Raw genomic sequence first — 16,749 nt, 5'->3', positions numbered from 1 at the left:
CTTTCCCTAACGGTTCGCTATTGACAAGTGTACGCCGTACACCTAGCGTGATCGCATTAGGTGTACGCCGTACACCCGGCCCGTATCACCGCCGTCAGCCATTCCAGCCAAGGACCACGCCGTGACAACACGAGCCAGCAGCGCCCCCGTCCCCCGTGTCCGCCGTCGCCGCCAGTGGCCCGTGCCCGCCGGCTTGATCCTTCTCAGCCTCATCCCGGTGATCGCGGGCGCGGCGCGGCTGACGGAACTGACCGGCGGTGCCGCCATCACTGCCCAGAACGCCCGGTTCTTTGCCTCGCCCGTGCCCGTGGTGACGCACATTCTCAGCGTCACCACCTACAGCCTGCTCGGCGCGTTCCAGTTCCTCCCCGCACTGCGGGGCCGCCGCGGCTGGCACCGCATCGCCGGCCGCATCCTGGCGCCGGCGGGCCTGCTCGCTGCCCTGTCCGGCCTGTGGATGGCGGTCTTCTATCCGCTGCCACCCGGGGACGGGCCGGCGCTCATGGTCCTGCGGCTGGTCTTCGGCTCGGCCATGGCTGCGAGCATCGTCCTGGGTGTCGCCGCGATTGTGCGCCGCGACTTTGTGCGGCACGGCGCGTGGATGACCCGCGGCTACGCGATCGGGGTCGCCGCCGGAACGCAGGCGCTGACGGGTCTGCCCTGGATTCTGCTGGTGGGTCCGCCCGACGAGCCGACCCGGGCAGTGCTCCTGGGGGCAGCCTGGGTGATCAACGTTGCGGTGGCCGAGTACGTCATCCGCGGGCGCGCCAGGCGGTCCGTGCGGGTGCCGCGGCCTGCTGGGCGGACGGCCGCGGCGGGTGCTGTTACACCGGGCTAGGTACCCGCCGTCGCCCATACCCGCAGTCGAAGTCGCCGGAAGCGGGCCGGCTCGCCGGAATGTTCCGGCGAAGCGGAGAGTTTCCGGCGAGTTCGAGGCTGGGCGGCTAGACTCACGCGCATGACAATTGTGGACGATCAGGGACGCCCGGAGCCTCCCCTTGCAGGAGACGAAGCCGCGACCCTCCTGGGCTTCCTGGACTTTCAGCGGGCCACGCTGGCGTGGAAGTGCGCTGGACTGGACGCCGCCGGCTTCGGGGCCACTACCGCGGCCTCATCGATGACACTGGGCGGGCTGCTGAAACACATGGCCTATGTGGAGAGCGCATGGTTTTCCCATTCCCTGCACGCGCAGGACCGGGAGGCCCCGTTCGACACCGTGGATTGGAAGGCCACCCCGGACTGGGAGTGGGATACCGCCGCCGGGGACACCCCGGAGCAGCTGCGCACCCTGTGGCAGGGCGCCGTGGACCGGTCCCGGGTCCGCGTCGCGGACGCCCTGGCCGGCGGCGGCCTGGGCCAACTGGCCAAGCGCCCGTGGCCGGACGGTTCGGCACCGAGCCTGCGCTGGATCCTGTGCCACATGATCGAGGAGTATGCCCGGCACAACGGCCACGCCGACCTCCTCCGCGAAGCCGTGGACGGCCAAACGGGGGAGTAGCCGCGGGGCTTAGGCGCGGCGGCATTGCTCGACGGCACGCGACCGACGACGACCGCTGGCGGGTAGCCGGCCGTCTAAGCGCCCCTCCAACCACCCGTTGCGCTATCAGTCGTGGCGGTTATGGACGCCGAATGACGACCAGGACTGATAGCGCAACCAAGTATGAAAAGGCCGTCCGTGGGCAATCTAGTCAGGGCGGAATCTAGTAGGCCTTGACCCGCTGTTCGACGACGAGGTGGACCAGGGCGAATACGCCGTCCCGGTCGATGGCGGCCAAGGCGGCCTCCAGGGCGGCCGGCACGTCCTTGTCCTCGGTGACCGTGATGCCGAAACCGCCGAACGCCCGTGCCATCATGCCGAAGTCGGGGTTCTTCAGCTGCGTCCCCGATACCCGGGATGGGTAGTGGCGTTCCTGGTGGGTGCGGATGGTGCCGTACTCCTGGTTGTCCATCACGATGATGAGCGGCGTGGCTCCGTACTGGGCGGCCGTGGCGAGCTCCTGCCCGTTCATGAGGAACTCCCCGTCGCCGGCGACGGTGACCACTCGGCGCTCCGGGCTGGCCAGCGAGGCGGCGATGGCCGAGGGCACGGAGTACCCCATGGAGCCGTTCCGGGCGCTGATCATCGAGGCGTAGCGTCGGGTGGGGAAGTACCGGTGCGCCCAGTTGGTGTGCTCGCCCGCCCCGAACGTCACCATGGCGTCCTCCGGCAGCAGCGGCACGAGGTTCGCCATCAGGGTGTCCATCTTCGCGGGCCCGTCGCCGGGGGCCGACGGCGGCAGGCTGGCGAAGGACTGCTGCTCGGCGCGCATCCGGGCCGTCCACGCCTTCCATTCCTCCTTGACCGGGAGGTCAATGTTCACCAGATCCCGGACGAAAGCCTCCGGCTTGGCCAGGATCTGGCGGGAGACCGGGCCGGAGCGGCCGCGCAGCGAGGGATCGATGCTGACCAGGAAGTTCTTCTTGTTCCAGTCCTGTCGGCAGACAAAGCCGTCCGTGATCACGTCCCCCGGGACCGTCCCGACGAAAACGAGCAGATCGGTTTCCTCAAGGAGATCGTACGTGGGCCGGGGCCGGCCGTAGCCGATCGGTCCTACATAGCTGGGGGAGTCGAAGGAGACGGTCCCCTGCGTGCGCCATTCCGCCGCGGCCGGGATATGGTGCTTTTCGAGCCACCGGGTGAGCTCCCCGGCTGCTTCCTGCGTCCAGTCGTTCCCGCCGGTGACAAAGAGCGGCTTCTTGGCCTGTGCCAGGGCTTCGGCGAGGGCGCCGGCATCAGTGCTGCTCATGCCGCCCGCGGCCACCGGGATGGGCGGGTGCAGGGCCGGATCAATCTGGACGCGGATGATGTCTTCAGGCAGGCCCACCACCACTGGCCCGGGACGGCCGCTCATGGCCGCGAACATTGCCTCCGCGACGATTTCGGAGGCCCGCTCGGGGTGGTCCAGGACCATCACGCGTTTAGCGCCCGTGTCGAACCACGCCTTGATGTCGAACTCCTGGAACGCCTCACGGTCCCGGTGCGCGAACGGAATCAGCCCGACAAAGAGCAGCATCGGCGTGGAGTCCTGCCAGGCGGTGTGCAGGCCTACGTGGGCGTTCGCAGCCCCGGGTCCCCGGGTGACCATGGCGACGCCGGGGCGCTGGTTCATCTTGCCGTCGGCCTCGGCCATGTAAGCGGCGCCGCCCTCGTGCCGGCAGACGACGGTCTCGATCTCAGAGCCGTGCAGCCCGTCGAGGACGTCCAGGAAGCTTTCCCCCGGGACAACAAACGTGCGTTCCACCCCGTGCGCCATGAGCGAATCAACAATCACGTGGCCGGCGGACTTGAGGGTCCTGCTGCCGTTGAGGTTGTCCAGGATGGCCGCTGGGGCCGTCTGCAGGGGTTTGGTGGTGTCGCCTTCAACTGGGTGCGTGTCGGTTGCGGTCATGGTGGGTGCAGACTCCGTTTTCATCACTACTTGTCTTCTTGGGTTGGGGGGGGCATGGCATGTCCGCTGAATCCAGCGGAACGGTTGGTGCTGCCTAGTCTGTTTCCGGTCCGGTACAGAAGAAGCAGCCGTCTTCGCAACTGTCGTTCGACGCCGGCGGCTTGCCTGTGTTTGCGGCTGGCGGGTCGAGTTCCTGCAGCGTGCTAGTTCGGCCGGGACTCAGCGGGTTTCGTGGCTTCATGGAGGCTTTCACGTTGTGTGTCGGGTTGTGGGACTAGTCGGCAAAGAGATGTTCGATTAGCGAATTGGAGTCCGGTTGGCCAGCACGGGCGCGGCGCCCGTGAAGCCGTCGCGGGTTTCGGCGATGCCGTGGATCTGTTTCCGGCAGGCGTACCAGCCGCCTACCATCAGCGCGCAGGCCACCAGGGTCACCAGCAACGTGAGCGGGGAGTCGATGAAGACCATGACGAGCACGCCGAGCAGGAATACCAGGGAGAGGTACCCGGTGTAGGGGGCTCCGAACATCCGGAAAGAGGGGCGCTCAAGCCAGCCTTTGTCTGCCCACCGTTTGAGCTGGATCTGGCAGAGCACGATGGTGGCCCAGGTGACGACGATGCCTACGGCGGCGACGTTCAGGACGATCTCGAACGCCTGGCCGGGGACCAGGTAGTTCAGCGGGACCCCGAGGAGGGAGACGCCGGCGGTGATGGCGATGCCGCCGTAGGGGACGCCGGCCTTGTTCATCCGCTGGGCGAACTTCGGGGCCGATCCGGCCACTGACATGGAACGCAGGATGCGGCCGGTGGAGTAGAGACCGGCGTTCAGCGAGGACAGGGCGGCCGTGAGGACCACGAGGTTCATGATGACGTCCACGCCCTGGATACCGATGGATCCGAAGAACGTCACAAACGGGCTGACGCCTTTTTCATACGAGGTGTAGGGCAGCAGCAGGGCGAGCAGAATGACCGAGCCGACGTAGAAGACGGCGATCCGGAAGACCACGGAGTTGATGGCCTTGGGCATGATCCTTTCGGGGTTTTCGGTTTCGCCGGCGGCGGTACCGATCAGTTCGATCGAGGCGTAGGCGAACAGCACGCCCTGCATGAGGATGATCATGGGCAGCAGGCCGTTGGGGAAGAGGCCGCCATTGTCGGCGATGAGACTGAATCCGACTTCCTGGCCTTCCACGGGGGTGCCGAACATGACGAAGTAGGTGCCGACCAACAGGAACGCGACGAGGGCCGCGACCTTGATCAGGGCGAACCAGAACTCGAGCTCGCCGAACACCTTGACGGAGACGAGGTTGAGGCAGAGGACCACGACGAGGGCGATCAGCGCCCACGCCCACTGCGGTACGGCCCCCATCCAGGGGATGTATTTACCGAAGAAGTTCATGTAGAGGGCCGCGGCGGTGATGTCCACGATGGTGGTGGTGGCCCAGTTGATCCAATAGAACCAGCCGGAGATGAACGCGGCTTTCTCTCCGTAGAATTCGCGGGCGTAGGACACGAACGATCCTGACGAGGGCCGGTGCAGCACCAGTTCGCCCAGGGCGCGCAGGATCAGGAACGCGAAGAAGCCGCAGATAGCGTAGGCGATGACCAGTGACGGGCCGGCCGCGTTGAGCCGGCCGCCGGCGCCCAGGAACAGGCCGGTTCCGATGGCCCCGCCGATCGCGATCATCTGGATCTGCCGGGGCTTCAGGCTCTTGTGATAGCCCGAGTCCTCCGCGTGGATCAGGGCATCCGAAGCGTGGGCGTGGCCGCCATCGGCCTGGTACAAGCCAACCTCGTCATTGGGGTTGTTGGACATGGGTGTTCCTTTCGATCTGTCAGAGATCTAAATGGGGTTCTGGAGGGAGATTGTGGGGACAGCCGGGCGTCAGATCAGAAAATCGACCACCCGGTCCGGTCGGACAGGTCAGCGAGAGCCGCCGTGCCTGCCAGGGAATTTCCTTTGGAATCCAGCCGCGGGCTCCAGACGCAGATGGCGCACTCGCCGGGGACGATCGCCAGGATGCCGCCGCCTACACCGCTTTTCCCCGGAAGTCCCACGCGGTAGGCAAACTCGCCGGCTGCGTCATACATGCCGCAGGTCAGCATGATGGAGCCGATGCGCTTGGCCTCGCTCCTGGAGATCACCGCGCCTTGTACTCCACGACCATCCTGCGCGAGGAAAAGACCCGCCTTGGCGACTTCCACGCAGGTCATCATGATTGAGCACTGCCTGACGTAGTTCTCGACCACTGCCTGTGCGGGCCGCCGCAGGTTGCCGAATTCCTTCAGGAAGTGGGCGAGGGCCAGGTTGCGGCTGCTGCTGGAGAGTTCACTCCTTGCGGCGATCTCGTCGATGAAAGGACCCGGTTGACCGACCTGGCCGGTGAGGAAACGCAGGACCTGAGCGGCGGCGTCGGGAGATCTTTCCATCAGATGGTCGGTGACCACCAGGGCGCCCGAGTTGATGAAGGGGTTCCGCGGGATCCCGTGCTCGACTTCAAGCTGGACCAGGGAGTTGAAGGAGGTCCCTGACGGCTCGCGCAGGACCCTGGACCACAACGAGCCGGAGTCATCGGCGCTGAGGGCCATCGCCAGCGTGAAGACCTTGGAGATGCTCTGGATGGAGAACGGGAGGTCGGCGTCGCCGGAACTGAATACTTCCCCGGACGTCGTGGCAACCGCTATGCCGAAACGGTCGAACGGCGGGGACTGCAGGTGGGGAATGTTTGCTGGAACTGACCCAGCTTCCGTCCGGGGCCGGTGGCTGCGGACAATGTCATCCAGTAGTAGGCCAATCGGCGGCGAATCAAGTGTTGTCATCATTTCTGGCCCACGTGCTCCTTCTGCGTGCCGGCCCATTCCTGCACATGCAGCAGCGCGACCAGCGAATGGCGGGGATTGCCGAAGTCCAGGTCGGTGATCCGGCTGACCTTGCCGATCCGGTAGTAGACGGTGTTCTTATGCAGCTGCATCCGCTTGGCGCACTCGGCCACGTCGAGTGACGCGTCGAAGAAGGCACGCAGGGTTACGGCCAGTTCCGCGTCATCCCGGAGCAGGGCCCAGAGGCTGCGGTGCCGAAAGGCCGCCGTCGTAAAGTTCTCCACGGCGTCGTGGAAGAGGATCTCGGCTTCGAAGTCGTCCACCTCGGCCACCGGGGCTTCGCCGGACCGGCGCATGCAGGCCAGCAGCGCTTCGGATATTCCGGTCACTGAATGGATGGAGAGCAGATCGGGGACGGTGGGGCCGACGGCGGCAAAGGTGCTGATGCCGAGGTGTTTGCTGGCGTCCCTGACGATTGCCTCGGCCACGCTCCGCAGCCCGGCCCCGGCGTTGGCGGACTGGAGCCCGGGAAGGATCACGGCGGTGTCGCCGTGAAACTGCCCCACAATGGCCGAGGGTTTGTAGGCGGCGGCATGGATGGACGCGAGGTTGGCCAGCTCGCCGTGTTTGAGTGCGGCGTCGTCCTCCTGGGCTTCGGACGCGGACAGGCCAATCAGGATCAGGGCCGCAGGACGGTCCGCTGGGATTTTCTCGCTGTGCGCGCTCGCCGCCGCCTCCGCGGGACCCGAAAGGAGGCGCACGATCCGGTCCTCGCGCATGTGCACGGACTGATGGTTGCGGTACCGGATCAGCTCGGCGGAGGCCCGCGCGGCCGAGCCGGTGAGCACATAGTCGACGTCGTCGCCGAAGCCGGCACCGGTTTCCTGGAGCCAGATGTAGCCCATGATGCGGTCACCGGCGAACAGGCTGATGGCGACGCGCTCCCGCAGGCCGTCCTGGGGCCGGGCGGGAACGCGGACCGGCAGGCGCGTCCGGTGCAGCTCGCGGTAGGCGCCGAGGTCCTTGAGCAGGAGTTCGTATTTGCGCGGGCCGCGCCGGGCCAGAATCGAGGCTTTACGCAGTTCGTCAATGGCATTTGAGACCGTGGAGTAGGCCAGGACCTTGTTGGCGGCGTCCTCGATCACCACGTGGCTGGAGGTCAGGCGGGCCGTGGTCTGGGCGATGGCGAAGAGGTCTTCTTCGAGCAGGGTCAGTACTTCGCTCTGGTAGCTGGGCGGCTGGATCCGGTCCTTGGCGATGGAAAGCAGGCGGTCCCAGTCTGCCGCCGGGTCCACCAGCAGCAGGCCGGTTCCGGCGACGCGCAGCAGCTCTGCCGCTTCCGCCAGTTCCTCCTGGCTGCCCTTGACGGCCAAGACCAGGGGAGGGCTTTTCAGGAGGCGCCGCACTGCCGGCAAGGCGGAGCGTCCGCGCACGCCGATCAGCAGGACAAACGCAGACCCGCCGTCGTAAGCTTCGTCGTCGGCGTCAACGATCAGAAAGCGTTCGATCGCCGCGTCCGTGCGGGACGGCCGGAGCATCAGGCTGGCGAAACCGAGGGGGAGATCCGCGAGGATGTCGTCCACTGTAGCTGCGGCCATGGGCTTCCTTCTGACATCGGCACCCGCCCGGACTGCTTTGTCCGGACACCTCATGCTATCCAGCGGCCATCGCCGAAAGTATGGAAAAGCTCCTAAATTACGCGGCCCGTTTTGGGTCTGTGGACCAAGGCGCACAACCGCGGCAGTGCCGCGGCCACCGACGTGACCGTGTCCGCCGCGGCCCTGGCACGGACAATGGCGGTCGTGGCCACGACGTGCCACGGTGTGAAGGGTCGTTGCCAAAAACTGCCAAATCCGCCAATGTTTGCAAAAACGTTTCCTCAGACGGCTGGGGCTCACATTACGGCTGCTGCCAATGGGGGCGTCAAGAGGGAAGACTTGTTTGGCGTGACGCTTGACACACTGAATCGGAACTCCTTACCCTGAGTGCCAAGTCGTTTTAGCAAAACGATTTTTCAACCCCATTCGATCTCTGAGTTTCCGTTCAAGAGAAAGGGAGCCGACAGCGATGTCCTCTCGAAAAACGATCTCCAGGTTTGCCGGCATTGGCAGCCTTTCCGCGGCTGTCCTGCTGGCCGCCACCGGCTGCGGGGCTGGGGGCCCAGCAGCCGCCCCAGGCAACACCACCTCGGCCGTTACCGTCCTCGTCGAGGCCGGCGGCCACGCCGAACTCGCCGGGGTGGCAGAAAAGTGCAAGGCCGAAACCGGCCTCGAAACAACCTTCGTTGAACTGCCCTACGACGGTCTCTTCAACCGGCTTTCCAGCGAATTCTCCTCCGGAACAGTCTCCTTTGACGTCGCAGCGCTGGACTCCGTCTGGCTGCCGAACTTCAAGGATGCTGTCCAGCCGATCGACGAGCTGTTCACCGCCGAGGCCAAGAAAGACATCTTTCCTGCCCTCGTGAAGGAAGCCCAGATGGACGGGCACTTCATCGGTATGCCGGCCTGGACCAACTCCGAAATCATCCTCTACCGCAAGGACCTGTTCGAGGACGCCAAGAACAAGGCGGACTTCAAGGCCAAGTACGGGTACGACCTCGCCGCGCCCACCACGTGGCAGCAGTACCGGGAGATTTCCGAATTCTTCACGAAGGACGGAATGTACGGCACCGACGTCAAGGGCGCCGTGGAGACCGAATGGATGGCGCACGTGCTCCAGGCGGGCTCGCCGATGGTTCTCGATGCCAACAATAACGTCATCATCGATAACGCCGCCCACAAGGAAGCCCTCGACTTCTACACCAGCCTGGTGAAGTCCGCCCCGACAGGCGCGGCCCAGGTGGACTGGGCAGCGGCACAGAACCTGTTCAACCAGGGCAAGACGGCCATGACCCGGTTCTGGGCCCACGCCTACCGCCAGATCCCCAAGGATGCTCCTGTCTTCGGGAAGGTCGGCACCGCGGCTATGATCGGCGGATCCGCCGGGGTCGCCGGCGTCCCCGGTCCGTGGTACCTCTCCGTCCCGAAGGCCACCAAGAACGCCGAGAACGCCAAGAAGTTCATCAAGTGCGCCTACGACCACAACGACCTCGGGATCGAGTCCACCCTGGGCCTGGCGGCGCGCATGTCGGCCTTCGAGAAATACCAGGACAAGCCCGGCTACGAAAGCTTCAAGCCCCTGATCCAGACCCTGAGCGCCGACGCCACGGCCACGCGCCCCTCCACCGCCAAGTGGCAGCAGATCGTGGACACCGTACTGGTGCCGACGCTGCAGAAGGCAGTTGCAGGTGGGGACACCGCCGCGCTGCTCGCCGAGGCCAAGAAAAAGGTCCAGGACCTGATCAAGTAAGCCCTTCGTGGCCGGCGCCGCCTGCAGCGGTGCCGGCCACGAAGATCCACCAAAGTGTCACCGAACAAAAGAGACTCCCGTGCGTATCCCTGATCGCCGCTTCGCGCTTCTCCTGATGGCCCCGGCAGCCGTGTTCCTCGCCGTGTTTGTCGCCTACCCACTGGTCCGGCTCATCACCGACAGCTTTTTCAAGATTTCCCCGGTCGTGGGCGGTTCCCGAGAATTCATCGGCCTCGCGAACTATGCCGAGGCGTTCTCCTCCGAGGCATTCACGTCCGCCGGATGGCGGACCCTTGCCTACACACTGATCGTCGTCAGCCTTGAATTCGCCCTCGGCCTGGGCATGGCCCTGCTGTTCACCATGCTGGGCAAGCAGTCGCAGGTCTGGCGGACGTTCTTCCTCTATCCGCTCATGATCGCCCCGATTGTGGCCGGCCTCCTGTGGAAGTTCCTCATGATCGATAACTTCGGGCTCGTGGGAACCCTGCTGCACCAGGCAGGAATCCTGTCCGACCCGAACCAGATCGGCTGGCTGTCTGATCCCTCGATCGTCCTCTTCTCCGTCGCGATTCCCGACATCTGGCTCACGACGTCGTTCATGTGCCTGGTGCTCTTCGCCGGCCTCCAGAACATCCCCGGGGACCTGATCGAGGCGGCGCGGCTCGACGGCGCCAAGGCACCGTCGCTGCTGTTCCGGATCATCCTGCCGCTGCTGCGGCCCGTGATCGCCGTGGCGCTTGTGGTCCGCGGGATCGACGCTGCCCGCGCCTTCGACACCATCCTCATCCAAACTAACGGCGGCCCCGACTCCGCCTCCGAGACCATGAGCCTGCTGATCTACCGGACCATGATTCGCTTCGGCGATCCCGGCCTGGCCAGCGCCATGGGCACCATCTACCTGATCGCCATGCTTGCCGTCGCCTTCGTAGCCGTGACGACCATCTGGCGACCCGGAAAGGACAGCTGATGAGCGCCCAATCCACCACCAAGCCCGACGCCGGCCCGCCGGCAACCGACTACCGCCCCCGCCGCTCGGGTTTCGTCTCCGCCGGCTCCCGTCCAGGTACTGCCGGGCAGCCCGCGCCGGAACGCACCCGGAAGCGCCGGAGCCGGAACAGGGAAGGTCTCGAAGCCGGCAGACGAAGCACCCGGACGGTGCTGTGGATCATCCTCGCCGCGGCCCTGGTGGTCTACGGGTTCCCGTTCCTGTACCTGGTCCTGACCTCCTTCAAGACCCCGATCGACACGATCGCCGTCCCGCCCACCATCCTGCCCAGGGAGTGGACGCTGGAGAACTACACGTCGGCCCTCGGCCGCAGCGGTGTGCTGGCGTCCATGATCAACAGCGTCCAGACGGCGGTGATCAGCACGCTGCTCTCGCTGGTCCTCGCAGTCCCGGCCGCCTACGGCATCACGCGGTACAAGACTCCCAGCGGGCAGGTCTTCATCATGGCCGCGCTGGTCACCCGGATGGTCCCGCCGGTCGCCATCGGCATCCCGTTGGCTTCCATGATGGCTTCCGTGGGCCTGGCGGACACGCCGATTGCCCTGGCGATCGCGCACACCACGATTTCGCTGCCGCTCTCCATTTGGCTCATGGCCAGCTTCTTCGAGGCCGTGCCCAGGGACCTCGAGGAGGCAGCCACGGTCGACGGCTGCAGCCGGCTCGGCGCCCTCTGGCGGGTGGTGATCCCGGTGGTCTCCGGCGGCATCGCGGTTACCGCGATCTTCGCCTTCCTCGCGTCCTGGAACGAGTTCCTCTTCGCCCTCTTGATGACCGCGGTCCGCTCGCAGACCACACCGGTGGTCATCGCCAACTTCCAGACCCAGTTTGGACTGGACTGGGGATCCATGACCGCACTCGCGGCCGTGTTCTCGATCCCCGTCATCCTTCTCACTCTTCTCTTGCAGCGCAAGATCGTCGCAGGCATGACGCTCGGCGCCGTCAAGGGCTGAGAAACCACAGCACAAAGGGAAGAACCTATGTCAAGCAACAACTGCTACGACGTGACTACGTGGCCCGTCGGCAATCCGTCCGAGGACGTCGGTGAAGTAATCAACAGCATCATCGCTGACATCAAGGACCGGCAGACGGTCACCGATGCGAACAATGGAGGAAAGCCAGGCGCGGTGATCTACATTCCGCCCGGGGACTACCACCTTCGTACGCAGGTGGTGATCGACGTCAGCTTCCTCAGGATCCATGGCTCGGGACACGGCTTTACGTCGTCGAGCATCCGGTTCAACGTTCCCGAAGACGAATGGCCCGACTTGCATGAGCTGTGGCCCGGAGGGAGTCGCATAATCGTCGACATTCCCCTCGGCGGAGATGGGGAGGAATCCAAGGGAGCCGCCTTCTACGTTGAGCGAAGCGGGAGCCCGCGGATCAGCTCGGTCGAGTTCTCCAACTTCTGCATCGACGGGTTGCACTTCAACTCGGATGGCGCGGGGATGCATCCGGAGAACTCCTACGTCAACGGCAAGACCGGTATCTACGTAGCGAACGCCAATGACTCATTCCGAGTAACCGGCATGGGGTTCGTCTACCTTGAGAACGCTCTCACGATCTACAACGCGGACGCGCTTTCCGTTCACGACAACTTCATCGCTGAATGCGGCAGCTGCATCGAGCTGCGCGGGTGGGGACAGGCATCAAAGATCACCGACAACTTGGTCGGAGCAGGCTTCAAGGGTCACTCGATCTACGCCGAGAACCATGGCGGGCTCCTGATAACCGCGAACAACGTCTTCCCCCGAGGTGCGAGCAGCATCCATCTCGACGGCGTCACGCGTTCGAGCGTCACCAACAACCGTTTGCATTCGTTCTACCCTGGGATGCTGATTCTCGCGGCGAATAGTTCGGAGAACCTCGTGGCCACGAATCACTTCTTGCGTGACCATGAGCCCTGGACGCCCTTCCTGGGAGTCGACAACGGACTGAACGACCTCTACGGACTTCTCTGTATCAGCGGCAGCAACAACTCTGTCGTCGGCAACCATTTCTCCCAGATCATCGACTCACAGAGCATCCGGCCGACAGGGGCGACGCCTGTCATCATCCGGCTGATGGCGGGGGTTGGCAACTTCGTCTCCACCAACCACGTGGTGGCGATGGACGTTCACTCCAAGTCAAGTGACTCCTGCTTCTCGGCTCAGGTGGACGCCCTGTTGACGACCGAGGCTTCGGACGGCCTCGCCGTTATGGCCGTCATGGTCGATTCCGAATCAGCTCGGAATACGATCCTTGATTCCGGAAGTGACGCCCAAGTTATCGCAGATAGGGCTGTTAACGCCTTTAGGGCCACACCCACGGTCGGTTTCCCGGCGGCACATGCACTTGCGGCCCAGTAACCCGCTCAGGCCGGGCGAGACGGGCTCTGGGACGAATAGGCCGCGCGTAGAATCAGCAACAAGACCATGAGGACGTGGGAGATCAATGACTAACAAAGCAATCGGCATCAAGGACGTAGCAGCCGCCGCCGGTGTTTCTGTCACCACGGTTTCCCACGTTCTCAATGATGTCGCCTACGCCCGCGTCGGTACCGAGACCAGGGAACGGGTCCAGGAGGTCGCCCGGCGGCTGGGCTACGGGCCCAACCGGCTGGCGCAGGCGCTGCGGACACAGCGCTCCGGGATGCTCGGGTTCATCAGTGAGGAAATCGCGACCACGCCGCATGCCGGCAGGATCATCCTGGGCGCCGAAGAGACTGCCCGGGCCCGCGGATACAACATCATGATCATCAATGCCGCAAGCACCGGCTCCGTGGACACCCGCGAACAGGATGTAGCGGCGTTGCTGGACCGCCAGGTGGACGGCATCCTCTACGCCACGATGTATCACCGCAAACTCAGCGTCCCCAAGAACCTGACAGGCCTTCCCGCCGTGCTTGTCGACTCCGAGGACATCAGCAAGGCCATCTGTTCGGTGATTCCCGACGAAGAAGGAGGGGCGCGGGCCGCCGTCCAGACCCTGATCGACGCCGGACACACCCGGATCGGCATGCTCAACAACACGGACGACGTTCCCGCCACCCACTCACGCCTGATCGCATTCAAGAAAACCCTCGCCGACGCCGGTCTGCCGTTCCACCCGGAACTGGTCCAGTCCGAGCACTCGGAAGTCATCGGCGGATACGAGGCAGCGATGCGGCTCCTCACCCCCGGGAGCCGGCCGACTGCCGTGTTCTGCTACAACGACCGGATGGCCATGGGCGCCTACCGTGCGGCAGGCGAGCTCGGACTGAGCATCCCGGCGGATCTCTCGATCGTCGGTTTCGACAACCAGCAACTCATCGCTGAAAGCCTCTACCCCGCACTGACAACCGTGGCCCTGCCCCACTATGAGATGGGGGCCTGGGCCACCGGGAATCTCATCGCAGCGATCGAAGGCAAGACAGACCTGACCCTGTTCGCCGCTCACCCGACCGTTCTTCCCTGTCCCATGGTTCTTCGCGATTCCGTCGCCTCCCCAAAACATAAGGGCGCTTCGAGTAGAGCAGCACCGGACTCACCTACACGCGCCAACACCTGACATCGAGCGCGTCCAGTAGAGGACGCGCCCAACCTTCCAAGGACCTCAAAATGCACAGCACCCCAGTTTCACCCTGCCCTGAAACGGATGTCGTCGTCGTCGGGGAATCCCTCATCGACATCATCGAGACCCCTGGCGGCGCCGCCGAATTTCCCGGCGGGTCCGGCATGAACGTCGCCTACGGGCTGGGCCGCCTCGGGGTGAACACCGCGTTGCTCACCGCCTTGGGGCCGGACGAGCACGGTAGGCGCATCCACGGGCACCTGGCCGCCGCCGGGGTCCGGATCATGCCCGGTGCGGAACGACTGCCGCGCACCTCCCGGGCCACCGCCGTCCTGGACGGGACAGGCGCCGCACGGTACGACTTCGACCTCGAATGGTCCCTTCCCCGGATCGATCCGACTTTCCTGCCGAAGGTCCTGCACACTGGCTCGCTGGCCGCGTTCCTGCAGCCGGGCGCCGAACGCGTACTGAACCTGCTGGAGCTGTTTTACGGTCAGTGCCTTATCACCTATGACCCGAACATCCGCCCGGCGCTCCTGGGCAGCCACGGGCGGGCCCTGGCCTGGTTCGAGGAATTTGCCGCGTTGTCCACTGTTGTGAAACTCAGCGACGAGGACGCCGAATGGCTCTACCCCGGGCAGTCGGCCCCGGACGTCAGCTCCAGGATCCTGGACCTCGGCGCCGCATTGGCCGTGGTCACCCTGGGAGAAGACGGATCACACCTGCGCTCTGCAATTGCCGCTGTGGATATCACGGCGGCCCCGGCCGCCGTGGCGGACACCGTGGGTGCCGGCGACTCGTACATGGCGTCCCTGATCGCAGGGCTCATCAGCGACGCGCCAGCGCGTTTCGACTCCGAGGACCTGGCCCGCTTGGGCGGCACGGCCGCTTGCGCGGCGGCCATCACGGTGGGACGAAGAGGCGCAAACCCGCCGTCCAGCGCTGAACTCCTGGCAGCCCTTACCCTGACCCCGACTTCGTGAGAGAACAGCGATGACTGAGACACAGACACTGAGTGGAACTGCTGTGGACGGCCAGCCCGTGCCCGGCCGACCCGTCCTGCATTACACCGCGAAGAACACCTGGCTGAACGACCCCAACGGGCTCGTCTTCTGGGAGGGGACTTACCACCTCTTCTACCAGAACAACCCGCACGGCAACGTCTGGGGCAACATGTCCTGGGGACACGCCACCTCAACCGACCTTCTGCACTGGACCGAACACCCGGTTGCCATTGCCGCCGACGCAGATGAGGACGTCTTTTCCGGCAGCATCGTGATCGACACCGCAAACAGCTCCGGACTCGGCACCGCTGACGCCCCGCCGTGGGTGGCCGTCTACACCAGCGCGTACAAGCAGGGCTCACCCCGTGCCGGGACCCAGGCCCAGTCGCTGGCCTACAGCGCCGACCACGGCATGACCTGGACGAAGTTCGCGGATAACCCGGTGCTTGGCCGCGGCTCGGCCCATTTCCGGGATCCCAAGGTGTTCCGCTACGAGGGGCCGGCCGGTTCCTGCTGGGTCATGGTGGCGGTGGAGGCCCAGCATCAGCAGGTTGTGCTGTACCGCTCGGCCAACCTCAAGGATTGGGAATACCTGAGCACCTTCGGCCCTGCAAACGCCACGGGAGGCGAATGGGAATGCCCCGACCTGTTCCCGCTCCCCGTCGACGGCGACCCGGACAGCGTCAAGTGGGTTCTGGTGGTCAATATCAACCCGGGTGCCGTGGCCGGCGGCTCGGGAGGGCAGTACTTCGTCGGCGACTTCGATGGGGTGCAGTTCACCGCAGACTCTGATTCACTCGTTCCAGCGGATGCCGACGGGACCACGGATCTCCGACACTGTCTGTGGCTCGACTGGGGGAGGGACTACTACGCGGCAGTGTCCTTCAGCAACGCCCCGGACAACGGGCGCATCATGATCGGTTGGATGAGCAACTGGGACTATGCAAACCAGACGCCCACCGGTCCCTGGCGGTCAGCGATGTCGCTCGCACGGGAACTGAGCCTGGCCATGGTCGACGGCCAGCCGCAACTGATTCAAAAGCCGGTCCTGCCGGACCTGCCGGAGTCCCGGGGCAGGTCCTTTGAACTTGCCAGTGCCGTGACGGTGGAGGATTCCTCGCACCCGGTGCACAGCTCCTCATACGGCGAGGCGCTGATCATCCGGGCGGAATTCCTGGCGGGTACCGCCCGCCGTTTTGGCCTGGACTTCCGCGAAACCGGGCCCGCCGGCGAGGTCACGGGCCAGACGACGCTGCGTTATGACGCGGCCTCCGGGGAACTGGCCGTGGACCGGACAGCCTCCGGCAACGCGGGCTTCCATCCGCTGTTTCCGTCCGTCGAGTCCTGCCCGGTGACCCTTCGCGACGGCGTGCTGGCACTGGAGATCGTGCTCGATCACTGCTCCGTGGAAGTGTTCGCCCAGCACGGTGAGGGCACCATAACGGATCTGGTCTTTCCGGCGCCCGGCGGGCGAACCGTCTGCCTCGTGGCGGACGGCGGGGACGTCACCCTGAGCAAACTGTCCGTCGTCGCCATCCGTTGAGGCGCGGTCCGGAACCGTAGTGTCGGCGCGGCCCGCGCCGGCGCCGACGGAACCGGTCATCATGGAGTGGTGGTGT

The 16,749-nt window shown here is 65.1% G+C and carries 13 protein-coding genes; 9 read left to right on the top strand and 4 right to left on the bottom strand.

The window, feature by feature from the left end; all coding sequences use genetic code 11:
- Positions 1–121 precede the first annotated feature (121 nt).
- Positions 122–838, top strand: coding sequence for a DUF2306 domain-containing protein (locus AC1DZQ_RS00810; RefSeq protein WP_476961679.1), 717 nt, complete (start codon positions 122–124; stop codon positions 836–838).
- 120 nt (positions 839–958) lie between these two features.
- Positions 959–1,498, top strand: coding sequence for a DinB family protein (locus AC1DZQ_RS00805; RefSeq protein ID WP_476961678.1), 540 nt, complete (start codon positions 959–961; stop codon positions 1,496–1,498).
- A 202-nt stretch (positions 1,499–1,700) separates the two neighbouring features.
- On the opposite strand, the gene AC1DZQ_RS00800 is transcribed toward AC1DZQ_RS00805, so the two are convergent.
- The 4 genes from AC1DZQ_RS00800 to AC1DZQ_RS00785 all read right to left on the bottom strand — a co-directional run bounded on the left by AC1DZQ_RS00800 (position 1,701) and on the right by AC1DZQ_RS00785 (position 7,842).
- Positions 1,701–3,428, bottom strand: coding sequence for a thiamine pyrophosphate-dependent enzyme (locus AC1DZQ_RS00800; RefSeq protein ID WP_476961677.1), 1,728 nt, complete (start codon positions 3,426–3,428; stop codon positions 1,701–1,703).
- A gap of 297 nt (positions 3,429–3,725) precedes the next feature.
- Complete coding sequence (locus AC1DZQ_RS00795) at positions 3,726–5,240, bottom strand: amino acid permease (protein ID WP_476961676.1); 1,515 nt, start codon at positions 5,238–5,240, stop codon at positions 3,726–3,728.
- Positions 5,241–5,314: 74 nt separating this feature from the next.
- Positions 5,315–6,247, bottom strand: a complete 933-nt coding sequence (locus AC1DZQ_RS00790; RefSeq protein WP_476961675.1) for a glutaminase — start codon at positions 6,245–6,247, stop codon at positions 5,315–5,317.
- Complete coding sequence (locus AC1DZQ_RS00785; protein ID WP_476961674.1) at positions 6,244–7,842, bottom strand: PucR family transcriptional regulator; 1,599 nt, start codon at positions 7,840–7,842, stop codon at positions 6,244–6,246. Before AC1DZQ_RS00785 ends, AC1DZQ_RS00790 begins: the two co-directional genes overlap by 4 nt.
- Positions 7,843–8,311: 469 nt before the next feature.
- Here AC1DZQ_RS00785 and AC1DZQ_RS00780 point away from each other — a divergent pair, with 469 nt between their 5' ends.
- From AC1DZQ_RS00780 to AC1DZQ_RS00750, 7 genes are all read left to right on the top strand, one after another.
- Positions 8,312–9,592 (top strand): extracellular solute-binding protein, encoded by a 1,281-nt coding sequence (locus AC1DZQ_RS00780; protein ID WP_476961673.1) that lies wholly within the window; start codon positions 8,312–8,314, stop codon positions 9,590–9,592.
- Positions 9,593–9,671: 79 nt separating this feature from the next.
- Entirely contained in the window at positions 9,672–10,559 is an 888-nt protein-coding gene (locus AC1DZQ_RS00775; RefSeq protein ID WP_476961672.1) for a carbohydrate ABC transporter permease, read from the top strand.
- Complete coding sequence (locus tag AC1DZQ_RS00770) at positions 10,559–11,548, top strand: carbohydrate ABC transporter permease (protein WP_476961671.1); 990 nt, start codon at positions 10,559–10,561, stop codon at positions 11,546–11,548. Before AC1DZQ_RS00775 ends, AC1DZQ_RS00770 begins: the two co-directional genes overlap by 1 nt.
- Positions 11,549–11,575: 27 nt before the next feature.
- Positions 11,576–12,943: a right-handed parallel beta-helix repeat-containing protein gene (locus AC1DZQ_RS00765; protein WP_476961670.1), complete on the top strand. Its 1,368-nt coding sequence runs from the start codon at positions 11,576–11,578 to the stop codon at positions 12,941–12,943.
- 85 nt (positions 12,944–13,028) lie between these two features.
- A complete protein-coding gene (locus AC1DZQ_RS00760) occupies positions 13,029–14,123 on the top strand; it encodes a LacI family DNA-binding transcriptional regulator (protein WP_476961669.1) in 1,095 nt (364 codons plus the stop codon).
- A 50-nt stretch (positions 14,124–14,173) separates the two neighbouring features.
- Positions 14,174–15,109 (top strand): carbohydrate kinase family protein, encoded by a 936-nt coding sequence (locus tag AC1DZQ_RS00755; protein ID WP_476961668.1) that lies wholly within the window; start codon positions 14,174–14,176, stop codon positions 15,107–15,109.
- A 10-nt stretch (positions 15,110–15,119) separates the two neighbouring features.
- Entirely contained in the window at positions 15,120–16,673 is a 1,554-nt protein-coding gene (locus tag AC1DZQ_RS00750; protein ID WP_476961667.1) for a glycoside hydrolase family 32 protein, read from the top strand.
- Positions 16,674–16,749: the final 76 nt, after the last annotated feature.

It is taken from the genome of Arthrobacter sp. P1_C12_2, from assembly GCF_056406415.1.
Note: the sequence above shows the minus strand (reverse complement) of the source record. Positions and strands in the feature narration are given on the sequence as shown.

What these genes read in the sequence shown, in the direction of transcription:
- AC1DZQ_RS00805 (WP_476961678.1), top strand. Translation starts at nt 959, where the DNA reads ATGACAATTGTGGACGATCAGGGACGCCCGGAGCCTCCCCTTGCAGGA.
- AC1DZQ_RS00800 (WP_476961677.1), bottom strand. Translation starts at nt 3,428, where the DNA reads ATGACCGCAACCGACACGCACCCAGTTGAAGGCGACACCACCAAACCC.
- AC1DZQ_RS00795 (WP_476961676.1), bottom strand. Translation starts at nt 5,240, where the DNA reads ATGTCCAACAACCCCAATGACGAGGTTGGCTTGTACCAGGCCGATGGC.
- AC1DZQ_RS00790 (WP_476961675.1), bottom strand. Translation starts at nt 6,247, where the DNA reads ATGATGACAACACTTGATTCGCCGCCGATTGGCCTACTACTGGATGAC.
- AC1DZQ_RS00785 (WP_476961674.1), bottom strand. Translation starts at nt 7,842, where the DNA reads ATGGCCGCAGCTACAGTGGACGACATCCTCGCGGATCTCCCCCTCGGT.
- AC1DZQ_RS00780 (WP_476961673.1), top strand. Translation starts at nt 8,312, where the DNA reads ATGTCCTCTCGAAAAACGATCTCCAGGTTTGCCGGCATTGGCAGCCTT.
- AC1DZQ_RS00770 (WP_476961671.1), top strand. Translation starts at nt 10,559, where the DNA reads ATGAGCGCCCAATCCACCACCAAGCCCGACGCCGGCCCGCCGGCAACC.
- AC1DZQ_RS00765 (WP_476961670.1), top strand. Translation starts at nt 11,576, where the DNA reads ATGTCAAGCAACAACTGCTACGACGTGACTACGTGGCCCGTCGGCAAT.
- AC1DZQ_RS00760 (WP_476961669.1), top strand. Translation starts at nt 13,029, where the DNA reads ATGACTAACAAAGCAATCGGCATCAAGGACGTAGCAGCCGCCGCCGGT.
- AC1DZQ_RS00755 (WP_476961668.1), top strand. Translation starts at nt 14,174, where the DNA reads ATGCACAGCACCCCAGTTTCACCCTGCCCTGAAACGGATGTCGTCGTC.
- AC1DZQ_RS00750 (WP_476961667.1), top strand. Translation starts at nt 15,120, where the DNA reads ATGACTGAGACACAGACACTGAGTGGAACTGCTGTGGACGGCCAGCCC.